Here is a 15,243-nt window from a genome sequence, read left to right as displayed (position 1 = left end):
CAGCCCGCGCCGGCTCCCGCGGCGGCTGCCGCGGCGCCCAGTGGGCCCGCGGGCACGTCCCTGGTCGGCTGGGTCACCGGGCCCGACAGTCCGAACAAGACCATCGAGCGGTTCGCCATCACCGGGACCGATCTCGGGATCATGTGGGACAACGGCGATCCCAGTAACAACCAGGTGTTGATGGCGTTCGGCGACACCAATGGCTACTGCGACGTTCCCGGCAAGCAGTGGCGGTACAACGCGTTGTTCCGGACGCAGGACAAGTCACTGGCACGTACCGTCGCGGTGGCCGACGGCGTGGTGGCCAATCCGTACTCGGGCTCGCCGGTGTGGCGTCCCGGAATCAGCAAGCAGATCATCAACAGCATCGGCCGCGCGCCGCAGGAGACCGGGATCATCCCCACCTCCGGCGTCGCCGTCGGCCGCAACCAGTTCCTCAACTTCATGTCGATTCGCAACTGGGACAACCCAGGAGCGTGGTCGACCAACTTCTCGGCCATCGCCACCTCGACCGACAACGGCGAGACGTGGGGTGTCTACCCCGGCACCATCCGGCCGCCGTCGGGCGGCAACGAGAACTTCCAGATGGGCGCCTTCCTCAAGCCCGGACCCAACGATCCCTACCTCTACACGTTCGGAACCCCCTCCGGGCGTGTGGGTTCGGCGTACGTCGCGCGGGTCGCGCCGGGCCAGGTGCCAGACCTGTCGAAGTACGAGTACTGGAATGCCGACTCGAATTCGTGGGTGCCCGCCAATCCCGCCGCCGCCACGCCCGTGGTGCCCGGGCCCGTCGGCGAGCTGTCGGCGCAGTACAACACGTATCTCAAGCAGTATCTGATGCTGCACTGCAACGGGGCCAACGACGTGGTGATGCGGACCGCGCCCGCACCGCAGGGCCCGTGGAGCCCAGAGCAATTGCTGGTGCGCTCGGCCGACATCCCGGGCGGCATCTATGCGCCGTTCCTGCATCCGTGGTCGGTGGGCAAGGAGCTGTACTACAACCTGTCGCTGTGGTCGGCCTACAACGTGATGCTGATGAAGACGGTGCTGCCCTAACCGTTTTCGCGATCCGGCGGTCGCGCGTCCTGGGCCGACGCGTGCGGGCGCAGCAGGGCACGGTCGACCCGGTCGCGCAGCGGCGCCCCCGACACCCACCGCGCGAGGTTGTCCAGGAAGCGGTGCACGGCTTGCTCGCGGTAGTCGACGACGTCGCCGGACATGTGCGGTGACACCAGCACGTTGGGCATGCGCCAGAGCGGGTGCTCGGCGGGCAGCGGCTCGGTGGTGAACACGTCGAGCGCCGCGGCGGCGACGTGACCGGTGCGCAGCGCCGTCACCAGCGCGTCCTCGTCGACCAGGGCGCCGCGGCCGACGTTGACGAAGCGCACGCCGGCCCGGGTCCGTTGCCAGAAGCGCGCATCCACCAACCGCGTGGTATCGGCCGTCAGCGGCAGCGCCACCACCACGTCGTCGGCCGCGGCCAGCAAGCGGTCCAGATCGTCTTCGCCGTGCACGTGGCCCAGCTCGGCATCCGCGCGGGGGCGCCGGCCCAGCACGTCGACCGCCATGCCCGCGGCGCGCAGCAGCAGGGCCGTCTGCCGGCCCACCCCGCCTGCGCCGAGCACCAGCGCCCGCCTGCCGTGGATCGTCTCGGTGAGGCGGTGTTCCCAGCGCGCGGCGCGCTGCGCCTCGACGGTGCGACCGAGATCCTTGGCGAAGTACAGCAGCACCGCCAGTACCCATTCGGCAATGGGGCGTTCGAACACGCCACGGGTGTTGGTGATCGCGATCGACGACGCGGCGAACTCGGCGCTCGTCAACGCGTCGACGCCGATGCTGCTGGTCTGCACCCAGCGCAGCGGCCCGGGCCCCACTCGACGCATCAGGTCGCTGTCGAAGTCCCAGACGAACGCGACGTCGGCGCCGGCGGCCAGCGCCGCCCGCAGCGTGGGCTCGTCGAACGCCTCGATCACGTGCGCAGCGGCGTGCAGCGGGTCGGCGTCGGGGCCCAGCACCGTGTCGGGGTGCCGGACGACGATCACGCGGGTGGATCCGGGGTCGGCCACGGGCTATCCGCGCCGCGTCGGGCAGTCGACGCCGCGGCGCATCTGGTCGAGGAGTCGGGCGGCCACCTGAGCAGCCAACCACAGCGCCACCTGGTCGTCGTCGGACAGCGTGGCCAGCATGTCGGCGATGCGGCGCTTGCGGACGTCGCCGCGCCGGGCCCACAGCCGGCGGCCTGCCTCCCCCACCATCACCAGCGAGACCCGGCCGTCGTCGGGATCGCTGCAACGTTCCAGCAGCCCTTGCCGTTCCAGTCGCTGCACGAGTTGGGTCATGCCCGACTGACTGGCGCCCTCGGCCTCGGCGAGCGCGGTCAGCCGCATGGGGCCCTCGCGGTTGAGGCGGTTGAGCACCAGGGTGGCACTGGCACTCAGACCGTCCCGGTCCACCAGGTAGCGCCACATCAGGTCGGTACTGGTCTCGATCATCGTCGAGATGGCGGACACGCCGTCGAGCGCTTCGGTCACCGTCAATTCATATCACTGACGGGAAATTAATACACCCAGCTCGACGTTGCACCGGGGTTGTGTCGCCGACGCGCCCTCCGGGCCGGGTGATCACATCGGATGTCGATGATGCTGCTGCACTGCGAATTACGTGTCGATCCGGGCGTCTTTACCGCCCGACAGCGGGGCTGCTTCCTGTGAATCGGCTGGAGGGATCGGCGTTCGTCTTGAGCACTGCTTCCCATATGGGATATATCTTGCCGATGGCGGATCAACGGCGGGGGCTCGTGCCCAGATCGACGCAAGGCTCCCGCAGCCGGCGGGCGCTGCGGCGCGGCTGGCTTCCGACGGTCGTGGTGGTGGCCCTGGCGCTGGGTGCGCTCGGCATGTGGAAGGTGCACCAGGGGTCGGCTCCCGGGCCGGTCCTCGCCGTTCCTCCCCCGCAGGCGCCCGAGGAGTTCACGCCCAAGCGGCTGACCTACGAGCTGTTCGGCGACGTCGGCAGCGGCGGCCTGCTGGACTACATCGACATCGACGGACACCCCCACGAGGTGGACCTCACCGAGTTGCCCTGGTCGCACACCGAGACCACCACGCTGACGGTGGTGTCCGGCAGCATCTCGGCCCAGGTGCACGGCGGCCAGATCGGCTGCCGCATGCTCGTCGACGACGTCGTGCGCGACGAGCGATCGGCGACGCGCCAGGACGCCGACGTGACGTGCCGCGTGAAGTCCGCGTGAGCGCGCATCAGGCGAAGCGGCCGTTCGTCCCCCGGATGGTGCGCGTGCTCGCGATCCCGATCATCGTCTTCTGGGGTCTGTTCGCGATCACGACCAACACGTTCGTGCCGAAGGTCGAGGACGTCGCGACCGAACTCGCCGGCCCCGAGGTGCCCACGTACGCACCGTCGCAGTACGCGCTGCTGCACATCGGCGAGAAGTTCCGCGAGTCGAACTCGACCAGCCTCACCATGGTGGTGCTGGAGGCCGACCATCCGCTCGACGACGCCGATCACCGGTACTACGACGGCCTGGTGCAGCGGTTGCAGCAGGACCGCGAGCACGTGCAGTACGTGATGGACCTGTGGGGCAAGCCCATCACGGCGGCCGGGGCCCAGAGCATCGACGGCAAGGCGACCTACGTGCTGCTGCGCCTGGCCGGCAACGTCGGGCAGATCCAGGCCAACGAATCGGTGGCGGCGGTGCGCCAGATCGTGGCCGACGACGCGGCGCCACCGGGCCTGCGGGTGTACGTCAGCGGCAGCGCGCCCATGGCCTCGGACACGCTGTCGATCGCCAACGACAGCCTGAACAACATCACGATCGTCACGATCGTGTTGATCTTCGTGATGCTGCTGCTGGTCTACCGGTCGCTGACCAACGTGGCCGTGCCGATGTACAGCGTGCTGTTCGAGATCCTCATCGCCAAGGGGCTGGTGTCGACGCTGGGCCACTACGGCGTCATCCCCATGTCGTCGTTCGCCGTGAACATCGTGGTGTCGCTGACGCTGGGCGCCGGCACCGACTACGGCATCTTCCTGCTGGGGCGTTACCACGAGGCGCGCCGGCTCGGCGAGACCCGCGAGGAGGCCTACTACACCGCGTACCGCGGGGTGGCGCCCATCGTCATCGGCTCCGGGTTGACCATCGCCGGGTCGTGCTTCTGCTTGAGTTTCGCGCGCCTCGACTACTTCCACACGATGGGTCCCGCGGTCGCGATCAGCATGCTGTTCACCATCGCGGCAGCACTGACCCTGGCGCCCGCGTTGCTCGCGCTGGGCAGCCTGTTCGGGCTCTTCGATCCCAGGCACGCGACGGGCGGCCGGCTGTATCGCCGCATCGGCGCCAGCGTGGTGCGGTGGCCCGTACCCATCTTGGCGGCCAGCACGGCGGTGGTGATGCTGGGGGCCATCTTCGTGCCGTCGTACTCCGTCAGCTACGACGACCGCGCCTATCAGCCGGCTTCCGGCGCCGCCAACGAGGGCTTCGCGGCCTCGGATCGGCACTTTCCGCCCAGCAAGCTGTTCACCGAGATGTTGATGGTCGAAAGCGACCACGACATGCGCAATTCCGCGGACTTCATCTCGCTGGACCGCGTGGCCAAGGAGTTGATCCGGTTGCCGGGGGTGGCCATGGTGCAAAGCATCACGCGTCCGCTCGGGCGCCCTCTGGATCACGCCAACGTGCCCTATCTGTTCACGGTGCAGGGCGGCGCCGCGGGCCAGCAGTTGCCGTTCAACGAGCGCCAGAACGCCAACACCGATCAGCAGGCGCAGGTCCAGGCCGACACGGTGGCCACGCTCGGGAAGACCATCGACCTGACCCAGAAGCTGGCCGACGACCTGAACACGACGGTGCTCACGCTCGAGAACCTGCAGCAGGTCACCGACGAGGTCAACGCCGACATCGCCAACCTCGACGACACCTTCCGCCCGCTCAAGGCGTACTTCTACTGGGAGCCACACTGTTACGACATCCCCGTCTGCTACGCCATGAAGTCGCTGTTCGACGGGCTGGACGGGATCGATGCGCTCGACGAACAGATCCACGCCGCCGTCGCCGACTTCCAGGCGGTCAACGCGCTGATGCCGCAGATGGTCGCCCAGTTGAAGATCCAGCGCGACGAGACGCAGGCCATCCAGGCGATCATCGTGGCCAACTACGGTCCGGCGCACCTGCAGTCCACCCAGACCGACCAGACCTTCGACGACCAGATCAACGTGGGCAACGACTTCGACAAGTCGCGCAGTGACGACTACTTCTACATGCCCCGTGAGGGTTTCGACAACGAAGACGTCAAGACGGGGATGCGGTTGATGATGTCGCCCGACGGCATGGCCGCCCGGTTCGTCATCACGCACGAGGGCAATGCCATGGCGCCAGAGGGCATCACGCACGTGCAGCAGTTCCCGGACGCGGTGAAGGCTGCGCTGAAGGAGACGTCGCTGGCCGGGGCGCGAATCTACGTGGGTGGTGCCGCGGCCAACAACCAGGACATCCAGAAGTACGCCGCCTCCGACCTGAAGATCGTGGCGATCGCCGCATTCGTGCTGATCTTCCTGATCATGCTGGTGCTCACGCGCAGCCTGATGGCCGCGCTCGTCATCCCCGGTACGGTGGCCTTCTCCTTCGCCGGCGCCTTCGGTCTGTCGATCCTGGTGTGGCAGCACCTGATCGGACTGCACCTGCACTGGCTGGTGCTCCCCATCACGTTCGTGATCCTGGTGGCGGTGGGATCGGACTACAACCTGCTGCTCATCGCCAGGGTCCGCGAGGAGATCGGCATCGGCATGCAGCGCACCGCATTGCACACGGGTCTCATCCGCGCCCTGGGGAGCACGGGCGGCGTGGTGACCTCGGCGGGGCTGGTGTTCGCGTTCACCATGCTCGCGATGCTGGCCAGCGATCTGAAGACCATCGCGCAGGTGGGTTCGACGGTGTGCATCGGTCTGCTGCTGGACACCCTCGTCGTGCGGTCGTTCGTCGTACCGTGCCTGATCCGCATTCTGGGACCGTGGTTCTGGTGGCCCACCCTGGTGCGCTCGCGACCGTTGCCCACCCACTTCCTGGCGGTGCCGCGATGAACCTGAGCACGCACACCTCCGGTCTGGGCCTGTGGGGCCTGCTGATGTTCGTCGCGCTCGGCGTCGAGGTCGTCCTGGCCTCGTGCGCGTTCGTCTACACCCGGCGATTGCTGGCGCTGCGGGCCATTCCCGGAAGCGACGACCTGCACGGCTTCCAGCAGGCGCTGCGCAAACTCCGCAAGGGTGAATCGATGTCGGAGGACGAGTGGCATCTCGCGGCGCGCATCATCGACGTGCGCCGGTCGCCGCTGGCCTACACGGTGCCCGCCGCGTTCATGACGATGGGGATCTTCTACGTGTTCGGCAGCCTGGAGTATCTGCACGGGCACACGCCGTCGGAGCGCACCTTCCTGGGCTTCATCCCGATGATCACGTCGACCAACCTCGTCATCCAGATGCGCAAGTCCGCACGCTTGAGGAAGCGGCTGGCCACCGCCGACGTGCGCCGGCCGGAAGCCGTCGGGTAGTCAGCCCCGCCGCAGGTCCAGCAGCCGGTAGGTGCGCACGCGCCCCTCGACGGTGGCGCTGCACTGCGACAGCAGCGGTTCGGACATCTGCTCGCCGATGGTGACGGCCAGCGGGCCCGTCTCGTGATCGAGCACGACGTGCACCACGTGGCCGGGGTGGTCGGGTCCGGCGGGGTCGCTGCGGTCGACCGACACCGGCGCCAGCGTGTCGATGCGGTCGTCGCCGAGGGTCTGTCTGGCGAAGTGCTGCGCCGCCTGGACCGCGTGCGGCAGCGAGGTGCGCCCGCGCAGGTGGTCGGGCGCCAGCCGCCGGGCCTGGTACAGCCGCACCAACTCCGCCCCGTCGGTGGAGTCGACGCGGCCGTAGCACAGTCCCTCGGGCAGGATCAGCATGGTCGCGGCGAACCGGTCACCGCCCAGATGCGAACACTCCCAGGTGTTCTCGGGGTAGGCGGCCGCGATGGCCGCGACGGCGGACCGGCCGCGGACCGCGCAGCACTGGTCGTGCTTGCCGTGGGCGCACACGGCCACCAGCGGCCCCGCGACGGGCTCGCCGCCCGCGCCGTCCAGCGGGACGTCCAGGTAGTCGGTGACGCCGTCCACCTCGCCGTGCAGCAACGTCTCCGCCCCGGGCTCGGCATGCGCGACGTACCAGCGCCACCGCCTCGTCGGCGCACGTCTGCCGTGGCGCCGGATGGCGGCGATCCGCATGCCCGCGGCTTCGGCCCGGCGCACGATGGCGCGGCCCAACGCGGGCTCGAGCATCGTCGGCGAGGAGAAGAAGGCCGAATGCCCCCAGGGGCCGTCGATCTCGAGCAGCAGCCAGCGGGTGCCCGCCGACGCCGTACCGTACATCGGGTCGCCGCGCGCGATCGACTGGTCGCTGCACGGCGGCCGTCGAACTGCCGTCATCCGGTGCCCGCCGGAACCACCACCGCTTCGCGGAGCAGCCGACGGATGACGACCTCGCCGTCGGCGGCGTCGAGGCCGGGAAGCTGCGACGCCGTCACCGTCGCGCCGTCGCAGATCCTCGTCAGTGCGTCCGCACACGATCGCGGGAACTCGATGGTGCGGTCGGCCAACCGCAGGGCCACGCGGGTGTCGGTGGTGACCAGGTGGGTCACCAGCCCGTCGCGGAGCGCGACCGGCACGGTCCCCGCCCGCCCGAGGACGTCGAGCGTGGCCAGCGGGCGGACCGCGGCAGGACGGGTGCGCTCGGCGAAGCGCCGCATCAGACGATGCGAAACCCGTTCCGCCAGTTCGGGTTTGCCGTCTCGCAGCGCGTCGGCGAGATCGGCCATCACCTTGGCGGCGCCGGCCGCCAGCTCGTCGCGCCTGGTGCGGTGGCCCGCGATGGGCAGTGAGGCGCGGAACTCTTCGGTGCCTGCGAGTTCGGCGACGATCGCGCGGGCGACGTCGAAGCGGGTCAGTGGCTCGACCCCGATCGTGAGGTGGATCGACAGTTCCTCCCGCGCCCGCGCCGAGTGCACCCACCCGCGTGGCAGGTAGAGCGCGTCACCGGGGGCCAACACCGTGTCGATCACCGGCTCGTCGTGGGCCCGGCGCTCGACGTCGGCGCGATGGTCGGTCCACGGCTGGTCGGGCAGCGGGTCGGCGTGTACGGGGCGGTGCACCGTCCACTCCTTGTGGCCGGAGACCTGCAGGACGAACACGTCGTGGACGTCGTAGTGCGGGTCGAAGCCGCGGTTGTCGGGGGGCGTGACGTAGGCGTTGGCCTGCACGGGGTGACCCAGGTCGGTCACCAGCGCGCGCACGAAGTCGATCACCGGCGGCCACAGGCGGTGGAGTCCCTGCAGCACGATCGACGCACCCGCGGCGAACTGCTCGAGCATCTTGCCAGTGTCCACCTGGTCGGCGATCTCGGCGCCGAAACCTGCTGGGCCGAGGAAGGATTCGCGCCCGACGAGCCGGCCGTCCTTGGCGACCCTGATGAACGGCGCGCGGACCCCGCGGGCGGCGAGGAGTTCGTCGACGGCCGCCGGTGACAGCAGGTCGGTGAAGTCTCGGGGCAGGGCCTCCGAGCGCGTGAGCAGCGGGCACCGCCCCCAGTGAGTTCGCGCGAACTCCTGGGGGCCGGTCCCGATGCAGCGATTCAGCATGCCGTGTGAGGGCGGTGTGGGCGGTGGGGGCCGTGGGGGCTAGGCGCTGCCGTCCGCGCCGCCGTCGTGACCACCCGGGTTCGAGCCACCGTCGGCCGGACCCTCGCCGGCGCTGCCGTCGGCACCGCCGTCGTGACCACCCGGGTTCGAACCACCGTCGGCCGGACCCTCGCCGGCGCTGCCGTCGGCACCGCCGTCGTGACCACCCGGGTTCGAACCACCGTCGGCCGGACCCTCGCCGCCTGCGCCGCTGGTCGTGATGTCGTCGTCGTTGATCGCCATGAGATCTCTCCTTACCAGGCCACGCCGGGCTGGGTGCAGCGACGCTGCGCAAACGTGGCGGCGCGGTGATGCCCCGCGCGGCGGATCGGTAAACGGAAACCATGCCTAACCCGGCCCGCGACACCCGGCCCGCAACACCCGGCTGCCCACCGACGTTCGAACTGTGGTGTTCGACGGAACGGCGTCCGACGATCCCACGTTTGACGATCACACGCCGTGGGCACCCACCATGCGACGTGTCTGCACTCCAGCCCGGGGCAGACCGACGGTGCCTCTGGGAGGGTGTCGTGGTTGATCAGGAAGACGTGCACGCCGCGGCGTTGCGCCGCATCGCCAAGGCCCACCGACTGGCCGGCGAGTGCCGGCAACCCACGGGGCTGGCCGCCTCCCGGGCCTTGGACCTGGTGCAACTGGCGGTCGACGACGCACGCGCCGTCGGCGTCACCTGGGGTCGCATCGGCGACGCCATCGGGATCGCCAGGGGGCTGGCGTATCAGCGCTACGAACGGCAGCGACGGTTTCCGCTGCATCGCCCACCAGAACACACCCGCTTCGCCGCCGACGTCATCGGACCCGCGCCCACGGCGCCGCGACCCCGCGCACAGCCCAGCGTCTATCGGGCGCGATACGCCTGACGGTCGGCCTCTCGGGCAGGCGATAGTGCCCACGCACGCTCGTCGCTGCCCCTAGGGTGGCGTCGTGGACATCAACGGAGCTAGCGCAATCGTCACCGGTGGAGCCTCGGGCATCGGGGCCGCCACCGCCCGCCAATTGGCCGCCAGGGGCGCCACGGTCGTCATCGCCGACCTCCAGGAGGAGCGCGGCAAGGAACTCGCCCACGAGATCGGCGGCGCGTTCGTCTCGGTCGACGTGACCAACACGGCCAACATCGAGGACGCCGTGAACACCGCGGCAGATCTCGGGCCCTTGCGGGCGCTGGTGAACTCCGCGGGCATCGGGTGGGCGCAGCGCACCATCGGCAAGGACGGCGAGTTCTCGTCGGCGCACGACCTGGACGCCTACAAGAAGGTGTTGGCGATCAACCTGGTCGGGACGTTCGACTGCATTCGCTTGGCGGCCACCGCGATGAGCCGGTTGGACCCCACCGACACCGGGGAGCGCGGCGCGATCGTCAACATGACCAGCGTGGCCGCCTTCGACGGCCAGATCGGTCAGGCCGCGTACTCGTCGTCGAAGGGCGGCGTCGTCGGGCTCACGCTGCCGGTGGCCCGCGACCTGTCGGCGGTCGGCGTCCGGGTGAACACCGTGGCGCCCGGCCTCATCGACACGCCGATCTACGGCGAGGGCGAGGCCTCGGAGGCGTTCAAGGCGAAACTCGGTGAGTCCGTGCTGTTTCCGCACCGGCTGGGCAAGCCCGAGGAACTCGCGTCGATGGTCCTCGAGCTGATCACCAACTCGTACATGAACGCCGAGGTGGTGCGCGTCGACGGCGGCATCCGGATGCCCCCGAAGTAGGGTCGGGCCATGGCCGACGACTTGGCACGCGACTTCGCGATCACCGACGTCCCCTTCACCAACGATCCGTGGGTGGCCGCCCGCGACCGGTACGACGCCATGCCGTACCGCCGGGTGGGCACGTCGGGTCTGCTACTGCCCGCCATCTCGCTGGGGCTCTGGTACAACTTCGGCGACAACAGACCGTTCGACGGGCAGCGGGAAGTGCTGCGGTACGCGTTCGACCACGGCATCACGCATTTCGACCTCGCCAACAACTACGGCCCGCCGTACGGTTCGGCGGAGGAGAACTTCGGGCGGATGCTGCGGCGCGACTTCAAGCCGTACCGACACGAACTGCTGATCTCGACGAAGGCCGGCTGGGACATGTGGCCGGGGCCGTACGGCCAGCTGGGTGGACGCACCTATCTGCTGTCCAGCCTCGACGCCTCCCTCGACCGGATGGGCCTCGACTACGTCGACGTCTTCTACTCCCATCGCATCGATCCCGTCACCCCGCTCGAGGAGACCATCGGCGCACTGGACACCGCGGTGCGCTCGGGCAAGGCGCGCTACGTCGGCATCTCGTCGTACTCCGCGGCCAAGACCGCGGAGGCGGCCGCCATCGCGCGTCGCCTGGGTACGCCGCTGGTCATCCACCAGCCGTCGTACTCCCTGCTGAACCGTTGGATCGAGGGAGGCCTCGTCTCGACGCTGGGCGAGGCGGGCATGGGCGCCATCGCCTTCACGGCGCTGGGTCAGGGCCTGCTCACCGACCGGTACCTCCGGCAGCCCGCCGGTGACGTCGACCGTGCGACGGCGCGGCCGACGTTCGACGACGAGGTGGTCACCGAGGAGGTCGTCGACCGGCTGCGCGGCCTGGCCGCCATCGCCGAGCGCCGGGGTCAATCGTTGGCGCAGCTCGCGCTGGCCTGGGTGCTGCGCGACCCGGCCGTCGCGTCGACGTTGGTGGGCGCCTCGAGCGTGGAGCAACTGCGGGAGAACCTGGGCGCCTTGGACAACCTCGCGTTCAGCGAGGCGGAGCTGACCGAGATCGATGCGTACGCCTCCGAGTCCGGCATCGATCTGTGGCGCGAGAGTTCGGACGTCTGAGGACGTCGGGAAGTCGCCGTGCACGGGCCGTGGCCGCGGCGGCCTGACCCCGGCCGGGGAGGCAGGCGCGGCGAGACGGAGGCGGCGTGCCGCGGTCGCGGCTGATCGCCGCATGCGCCGCGTTGGCCGTCGGGTTCGCGACGTACACCGCCTGGCTGACGGCCGGGTGGGGCGGCGAGCCCACCGTCCGGGTGGTCAGCGACTTCGGGTCGCTCCTCGCGGGCGCGGTCACGATGGCCTGTTGCGCGGCGACCGCGCGGACCCATCACGGCCGCGCGCGCTGGGCGTGGCTCACCATGACGCTGGCCGTGTTCGGCTGGTTCTGCGGTGACGCGGTCTGGGCCGGTCACGAGATGGCGTCGGGCGGCCAGGCGCCGTTCCCGTCGATCGCCGACGCCTGCTACCTCACGTTCCCGCTGGCGGCCACGGCCGCGCTGATCCTGCTGCCGGTCGGCAGTGTCGGGCTGTCCCAGGCGCGGCTGCTGCTCGACGCGTTGACCGTCGCCGGATCGCTGTTCGTCATCTTCTGGGCGCTGGGCCTCGACGGGGTCATCCGGCAGGATGGCGCGCCGACGCTGGGGCTCGCGGTGTCGGTCGCCTACCCGGTGGCCGACATCGTGTTGATGACGACGGCGACGCTGTTGCTGACGCGCGCCCTGCCCGGTCAGCGGTTCGTGGTGGCGGTGTTCGCGGTGGCCGCCGCCACCATGGCGCTGTCCGACGCCGTGTTCGTGCTGCAGGAAGCCGACGACGAATACACCACCGGCAGTGTCACGGACGTCGGGTGGCTGGCTGGTCTGCTGCTGCTCGCGGTGGCCGCCATGCTCGGGTACCGCTCGGGGGCGTTCACCCTGGGTTCGGCGCGACCACCGTCGCGGCTGGCGTCGTCGCTGCCGTACGTGTTCCTGCCGGTGGCCACGGTGTTCGTGGTCACCGGTGACGGATCGACCGTGGTGCTGGCCACGTCGCTGTCGGTGGTGTTCGCGGTGCTGACCCGGCAGTACCTGGTGGCCGAGGAGAACCGCAGGCTGATGCAGACCATCGTCGAGCAGGCGCTGCGCGACCCGTTGACCGGGCTCGCCAACCGCGCGCTGTTCCGTGACCGGCTCACCCATGCGCTCGCGATGCACCAGCGCGACGGCCACGACGTGGCCGTGCTGTCGATCGACCTCGACGACTTCAAACTCGTCAACGATTCGCTGGGCCATCCGGCGGGCGATGCGCTGCTCGGCGCCATCGCCGTGCGCATCGTGGGCGCCACCAACGCCACCGACACCGTCGCCAGGGTGGGCGGCGACGAATTCGCGGTGCTCGTCGAGTTCGGCGCCGACCGCGCGCTCGAGGTCGCCCACCGCATCTTCGACGGCTTCGACGAACCCTTCGTCATCGAGGGACACGACGTCTTCATGCGCCCGAGCGTCGGGGTGGCCGTCGCGCACGTCGACGGCGACGCCGAGGCGGGGGCCGATCTGGTGCTCAAACACGCCGACCTCGCGATGTACGCCGCCAAGCGCAGCCAGCACGGGGGCGTGGCACCGTTCACCGCGGACATGGAACTCATCGATCCCCGTGAGGTGGCGCCGGCGCAGGATCGGCCCGCGTTGCCGGCCCCGCGCAGCGGCACGGCTGGTCTGCAACTGTTCGCGCAGCTGCGACGGGCCATCGACGGCGGCGACCTCGGCGTGGTCTACCAGCCGAAGTTCGCGGTGCGCACCGGCGCCGTCGTCGGCGTCGAGGCCCTGGTCCGCTGGGAGCACCCGGACCGCGGGTTGCTGATGCCGGCCGACTTCCTTCCACTCGCGCGGCAGAACGGGCTGATGGGCGCGCTCACCGAGGCCGTCGTCGACCGCGCGGTCCGCGACGCCGTGGCGTGGCGCACCGCGGGCCGCGACGTCCCGGTCGCCGTCAACCTGTTTCCGCCGTCGCTGGTCGACGTCGAGTTGCCGAACCGCATCGTCGGGGTGTTCGCGGAGCACGCGCTGCCCACCGCGTGCCTCACGGTGGAGATCACCGAGGACTTCCTGCTGGGCAACACCCAACGCGCCCGCGCCGTGTTGGACATGTTGCGCGGCAACGGCATCCGCATCGCGATCGACGACTTCGGCAGCGGCTACTCGGCGTTGAGCTATCTGCGGGAACTACCCATCGACGAGCTGAAACTCGACCGGCAGTTCATTGCCCCGATCCTCACCGACGATCACGCCGAGGCCATCGTCTGCGCGATCATCGACCTGGCTCACCGGCTGGACATGACGTGCGTCGCTGAGGGCGTCGAAGACGCCGCGACCGCCGAGCGACTGGCGACTCGCGGCTGCGACGTGCTCCAGGGTTACTTCTGCAGTCGTCCCGTGACCGCGGATCGGGTCCTGGACGTGCGGCCGCTGACGTTTCCCGGCGGACCGGCTGGCGCCCCCGGAGGTGAGGACGCCGCCCACGTCACGCGGTGAGGCGACGGGCGGGAGTTTCGACGGGGTCGTGACGAGGAACCTCACCGGCATGTCGAAGACCCTCTCCCCCGATGCCCGCGCGATGCTCGCCAAGGCCAACCCCGCCGTCATCGCCACCACGCGCCGCGACGGCCAGCCGGTGACCGCCGCCACGTGGTACCTGATGCGCGACGACCGGGTGCTGGTGAACATGGACGCCGGACGCAAGCGCCTCGAGCACATCCGCAACGACCCGCGGGTCTCGCTCACCGTCATCGACGAATCGGACTGGTACACCCACGTAACCGTGATCGGGCGCGTCGTGGAACTGTACGACGACGAGGGCCTCGCCGACATCGACGCGCTGTCACGGCACTACACCGGCGACCAGTACCCACGCCGCGACCGGCCGCGCGTGAGTGCGCTGGTCGAGATCGACCGAGTACACGGGTGGGGCGCCCAGAAGAACAACGACCAGCCGGGCTGAGCTGCGGCCGCGCTACCTGCGGTCGCGGTGGATGATGATGATCTGCGGCGGCTGGGCGACCACCGGCGGCGTCGCGATCAGCTGGCTGTTGCCCGGCTTGACGCACTGCGTCGCCGAACCCAGGTCGGTGCACGTCAGGGGCGCGGCGCCCGCGGTGGGGGCCAGTGCCAGCAGGCCGGCGACGGCCAGCGGCGCGGCCAGCGGCGCCAGGCGGCGGATGGTGGAAGTCATGGGATGGGGTGTCCTTCTGCTCCGTGGGTCACGCGTTCTCTTCGCGCGGCTCACACGTTCGGTCGTCCGTACCCCTATGTGAACGACCATGAGGGACAAGCCATTCCATCGACATCACCCGTCGGCGGCGCCATGATCCTCGTCACGTCGATGAACCCGCCGGCAGGTTCTTTCGTATCGGGGGCGTGAAATTCCGACGAGGTGGGTATTGCCCTACCTGCAAGTCACCGCCGACCGAAGCGAGAAGCAGAGATGGCCGACAGCCGTACCCCCCGTTGTTTATCCGTTGCCGCAGCACTGGCCGCCGCGGTTGCCCTGAGCGTCACCGCCTGCGGTGGTAGCGACGGCGGCGATTCGTCGACGACGAGCAGCACGACCTCGACCACCGCCGTGACGACCACCACGGCCCCCATGACCACCACGGCCCCCATGGAGACCTCCATGATGCCCACCGAGACCACGGGTGCTCCCGCCCCGGGCGCGGGCGCCGGTGAGGGTGGCGCCAGCGCCACCGTTCCGGGGGCGGGCGCCGAAGCAGGACCCGGCGGCGCCTCCGCGGGCGCGGGTGG

16 protein-coding genes are annotated in these 15,243 nt (G+C 69.9%); 9 read left to right on the top strand and 7 right to left on the bottom strand.

The window, feature by feature from the left end:
• A partial coding sequence (locus AC30CM_RS25780) for a glycoside hydrolase family 183 protein (RefSeq protein ID WP_490119757.1) occupies positions 1-1,056 on the top strand: 1,056 nt, incomplete at its 5' end.
• Here AC30CM_RS25780 and AC30CM_RS25775 read toward each other — a convergent pair.
• Together AC30CM_RS25775 and AC30CM_RS25770 are read right to left on the bottom strand one after the other, a co-directional pair.
• Complete coding sequence (locus tag AC30CM_RS25775; RefSeq protein ID WP_490119756.1) at positions 1,053-2,066, bottom strand: D-2-hydroxyacid dehydrogenase; 1,014 nt, start codon at positions 2,064-2,066, stop codon at positions 1,053-1,055. The two genes, AC30CM_RS25780 and AC30CM_RS25775, sit on opposite strands and share 4 nt — an antisense overlap.
• Before the next feature lie 3 nt (positions 2,067-2,069).
• Positions 2,070-2,531 (bottom strand): MarR family winged helix-turn-helix transcriptional regulator, encoded by a 462-nt coding sequence (locus tag AC30CM_RS25770; protein ID WP_490119755.1) that lies wholly within the window; start codon positions 2,529-2,531, stop codon positions 2,070-2,072.
• Positions 2,532-2,773: 242 nt separating this feature from the next.
• On the opposite strand from AC30CM_RS25770, the gene AC30CM_RS25765 reads away from it, so the two are divergent.
• Genes AC30CM_RS25765 through AC30CM_RS25755 form a run of 3 tightly spaced genes read left to right on the top strand, consistent with a single transcriptional unit; the run spans position 2,774 to position 6,560 of the window.
• Positions 2,774-3,250, top strand: coding sequence for an MmpS family transport accessory protein (locus tag AC30CM_RS25765; RefSeq protein ID WP_490119754.1), 477 nt, complete (start codon positions 2,774-2,776; stop codon positions 3,248-3,250).
• A 35-nt stretch (positions 3,251-3,285) separates the two neighbouring features.
• The gene (locus tag AC30CM_RS25760; protein ID WP_490119758.1) at positions 3,286-6,093 is read left to right on the top strand and encodes an MMPL/RND family transporter; all 2,808 of its coding nucleotides are present in this window, start codon (positions 3,286-3,288) and stop codon (positions 6,091-6,093) included.
• Positions 6,090-6,560, top strand: coding sequence for a hypothetical protein (locus tag AC30CM_RS25755; protein ID WP_490119753.1), 471 nt, complete (start codon positions 6,090-6,092; stop codon positions 6,558-6,560). Before AC30CM_RS25760 ends, AC30CM_RS25755 begins: the two co-directional genes overlap by 4 nt.
• On the opposite strand, the gene AC30CM_RS25750 is transcribed toward AC30CM_RS25755, so the two are convergent.
• Genes AC30CM_RS25750 through AC30CM_RS25740 form a run of 3 tightly spaced genes read right to left on the bottom strand, consistent with a single transcriptional unit; the run spans position 6,561 to position 8,962 of the window.
• Complete coding sequence (locus AC30CM_RS25750; protein ID WP_490119752.1) at positions 6,561-7,472, bottom strand: ferredoxin family protein; 912 nt, start codon at positions 7,470-7,472, stop codon at positions 6,561-6,563. It abuts the gene before it with no gap.
• Positions 7,469-8,680 (bottom strand): cupin domain-containing protein, encoded by a 1,212-nt coding sequence (locus tag AC30CM_RS25745; protein WP_490119751.1) that lies wholly within the window; start codon positions 8,678-8,680, stop codon positions 7,469-7,471. The genes AC30CM_RS25750 and AC30CM_RS25745 overlap by 4 nt, the downstream gene beginning before the upstream one ends.
• 39 nt (positions 8,681-8,719) lie before the next feature.
• Entirely contained in the window at positions 8,720-8,962 is a 243-nt protein-coding gene (locus AC30CM_RS25740; RefSeq protein ID WP_490119750.1) for a BatC protein, read from the bottom strand.
• A gap of 287 nt (positions 8,963-9,249) precedes the next feature.
• Here AC30CM_RS25740 and AC30CM_RS25735 point away from each other — a divergent pair, with 287 nt between their 5' ends.
• The 5 genes from AC30CM_RS25735 to AC30CM_RS25715 all read left to right on the top strand — a co-directional run bounded on the left by AC30CM_RS25735 (position 9,250) and on the right by AC30CM_RS25715 (position 14,443).
• Positions 9,250-9,597, top strand: coding sequence for a hypothetical protein (locus AC30CM_RS25735; protein WP_490119749.1), 348 nt, complete (start codon positions 9,250-9,252; stop codon positions 9,595-9,597).
• Positions 9,598-9,661: 64 nt separating this feature from the next.
• On the top strand, positions 9,662-10,438 hold the full coding sequence (locus AC30CM_RS25730) for an SDR family NAD(P)-dependent oxidoreductase (RefSeq protein ID WP_490119748.1): 777 nt from the start codon (positions 9,662-9,664) through the stop codon (positions 10,436-10,438).
• Positions 10,439-10,447: 9 nt separating this feature from the next.
• A complete protein-coding gene (locus AC30CM_RS25725; protein WP_490119747.1) occupies positions 10,448-11,530 on the top strand; it encodes an aldo/keto reductase in 1,083 nt (360 codons plus the stop codon).
• 86 nt (positions 11,531-11,616) lie between these two features.
• Positions 11,617-13,977 carry a putative bifunctional diguanylate cyclase/phosphodiesterase gene (locus tag AC30CM_RS25720; RefSeq protein ID WP_490119746.1) on the top strand — a complete coding sequence of 787 codons (2,361 nt, stop codon included), beginning with the start codon at positions 11,617-11,619 and terminating at the stop codon, positions 13,975-13,977.
• A 49-nt stretch (positions 13,978-14,026) separates the two neighbouring features.
• Positions 14,027-14,443: a TIGR03618 family F420-dependent PPOX class oxidoreductase gene (locus tag AC30CM_RS25715; RefSeq protein WP_490119745.1), complete on the top strand. Its 417-nt coding sequence runs from the start codon at positions 14,027-14,029 to the stop codon at positions 14,441-14,443.
• Positions 14,444-14,455: 12 nt separating this feature from the next.
• On the opposite strand, the gene AC30CM_RS25710 is transcribed toward AC30CM_RS25715, so the two are convergent.
• Both AC30CM_RS25710 and AC30CM_RS25705 read right to left on the bottom strand, forming a co-directional pair.
• Positions 14,456-14,674: a hypothetical protein gene (locus tag AC30CM_RS25710; protein WP_490119744.1), complete on the bottom strand. Its 219-nt coding sequence runs from the start codon at positions 14,672-14,674 to the stop codon at positions 14,456-14,458.
• Positions 14,675-14,898: 224 nt separating this feature from the next.
• Entirely contained in the window at positions 14,899-15,105 is a 207-nt protein-coding gene (locus AC30CM_RS25705) for a hypothetical protein (RefSeq protein WP_490119743.1), read from the bottom strand.
• Between the last annotated feature and the right edge of the window lie 138 nt (positions 15,106-15,243).

The sequence above is a fragment of the Mycobacterium sp. DHQP2018-32-09 genome (genome assembly GCF_058148405.1).
This window is presented reverse-complemented; position numbering and strand designations above follow the sequence as displayed.

What these genes read in the sequence shown, in the direction of transcription:
- AC30CM_RS25765 (WP_490119754.1), top strand. Translation starts at nt 2,774, where the DNA reads ATGGCGGATCAACGGCGGGGGCTCGTGCCCAGATCGACGCAAGGCTCC.
- AC30CM_RS25760 (WP_490119758.1), top strand. Translation starts at nt 3,286, where the DNA reads ATGGTGCGCGTGCTCGCGATCCCGATCATCGTCTTCTGGGGTCTGTTC.
- AC30CM_RS25755 (WP_490119753.1), top strand. Translation starts at nt 6,090, where the DNA reads ATGAACCTGAGCACGCACACCTCCGGTCTGGGCCTGTGGGGCCTGCTG.
- AC30CM_RS25750 (WP_490119752.1), bottom strand. Translation starts at nt 7,472, where the DNA reads ATGACGGCAGTTCGACGGCCGCCGTGCAGCGACCAGTCGATCGCGCGC.
- AC30CM_RS25745 (WP_490119751.1), bottom strand. Translation starts at nt 8,680, where the DNA reads ATGCTGAATCGCTGCATCGGGACCGGCCCCCAGGAGTTCGCGCGAACT.
- AC30CM_RS25740 (WP_490119750.1), bottom strand. Translation starts at nt 8,962, where the DNA reads ATGGCGATCAACGACGACGACATCACGACCAGCGGCGCAGGCGGCGAG.
- AC30CM_RS25725 (WP_490119747.1), top strand. Translation starts at nt 10,448, where the DNA reads ATGGCCGACGACTTGGCACGCGACTTCGCGATCACCGACGTCCCCTTC.
- AC30CM_RS25715 (WP_490119745.1), top strand. Translation starts at nt 14,027, where the DNA reads ATGTCGAAGACCCTCTCCCCCGATGCCCGCGCGATGCTCGCCAAGGCC.
- AC30CM_RS25710 (WP_490119744.1), bottom strand. Translation starts at nt 14,674, where the DNA reads ATGACTTCCACCATCCGCCGCCTGGCGCCGCTGGCCGCGCCGCTGGCC.
- AC30CM_RS25705 (WP_490119743.1), bottom strand. Translation starts at nt 15,105, where the DNA reads ATGGGGGCCGTGGTGGTCATGGGGGCCGTGGTGGTCGTCACGGCGGTG.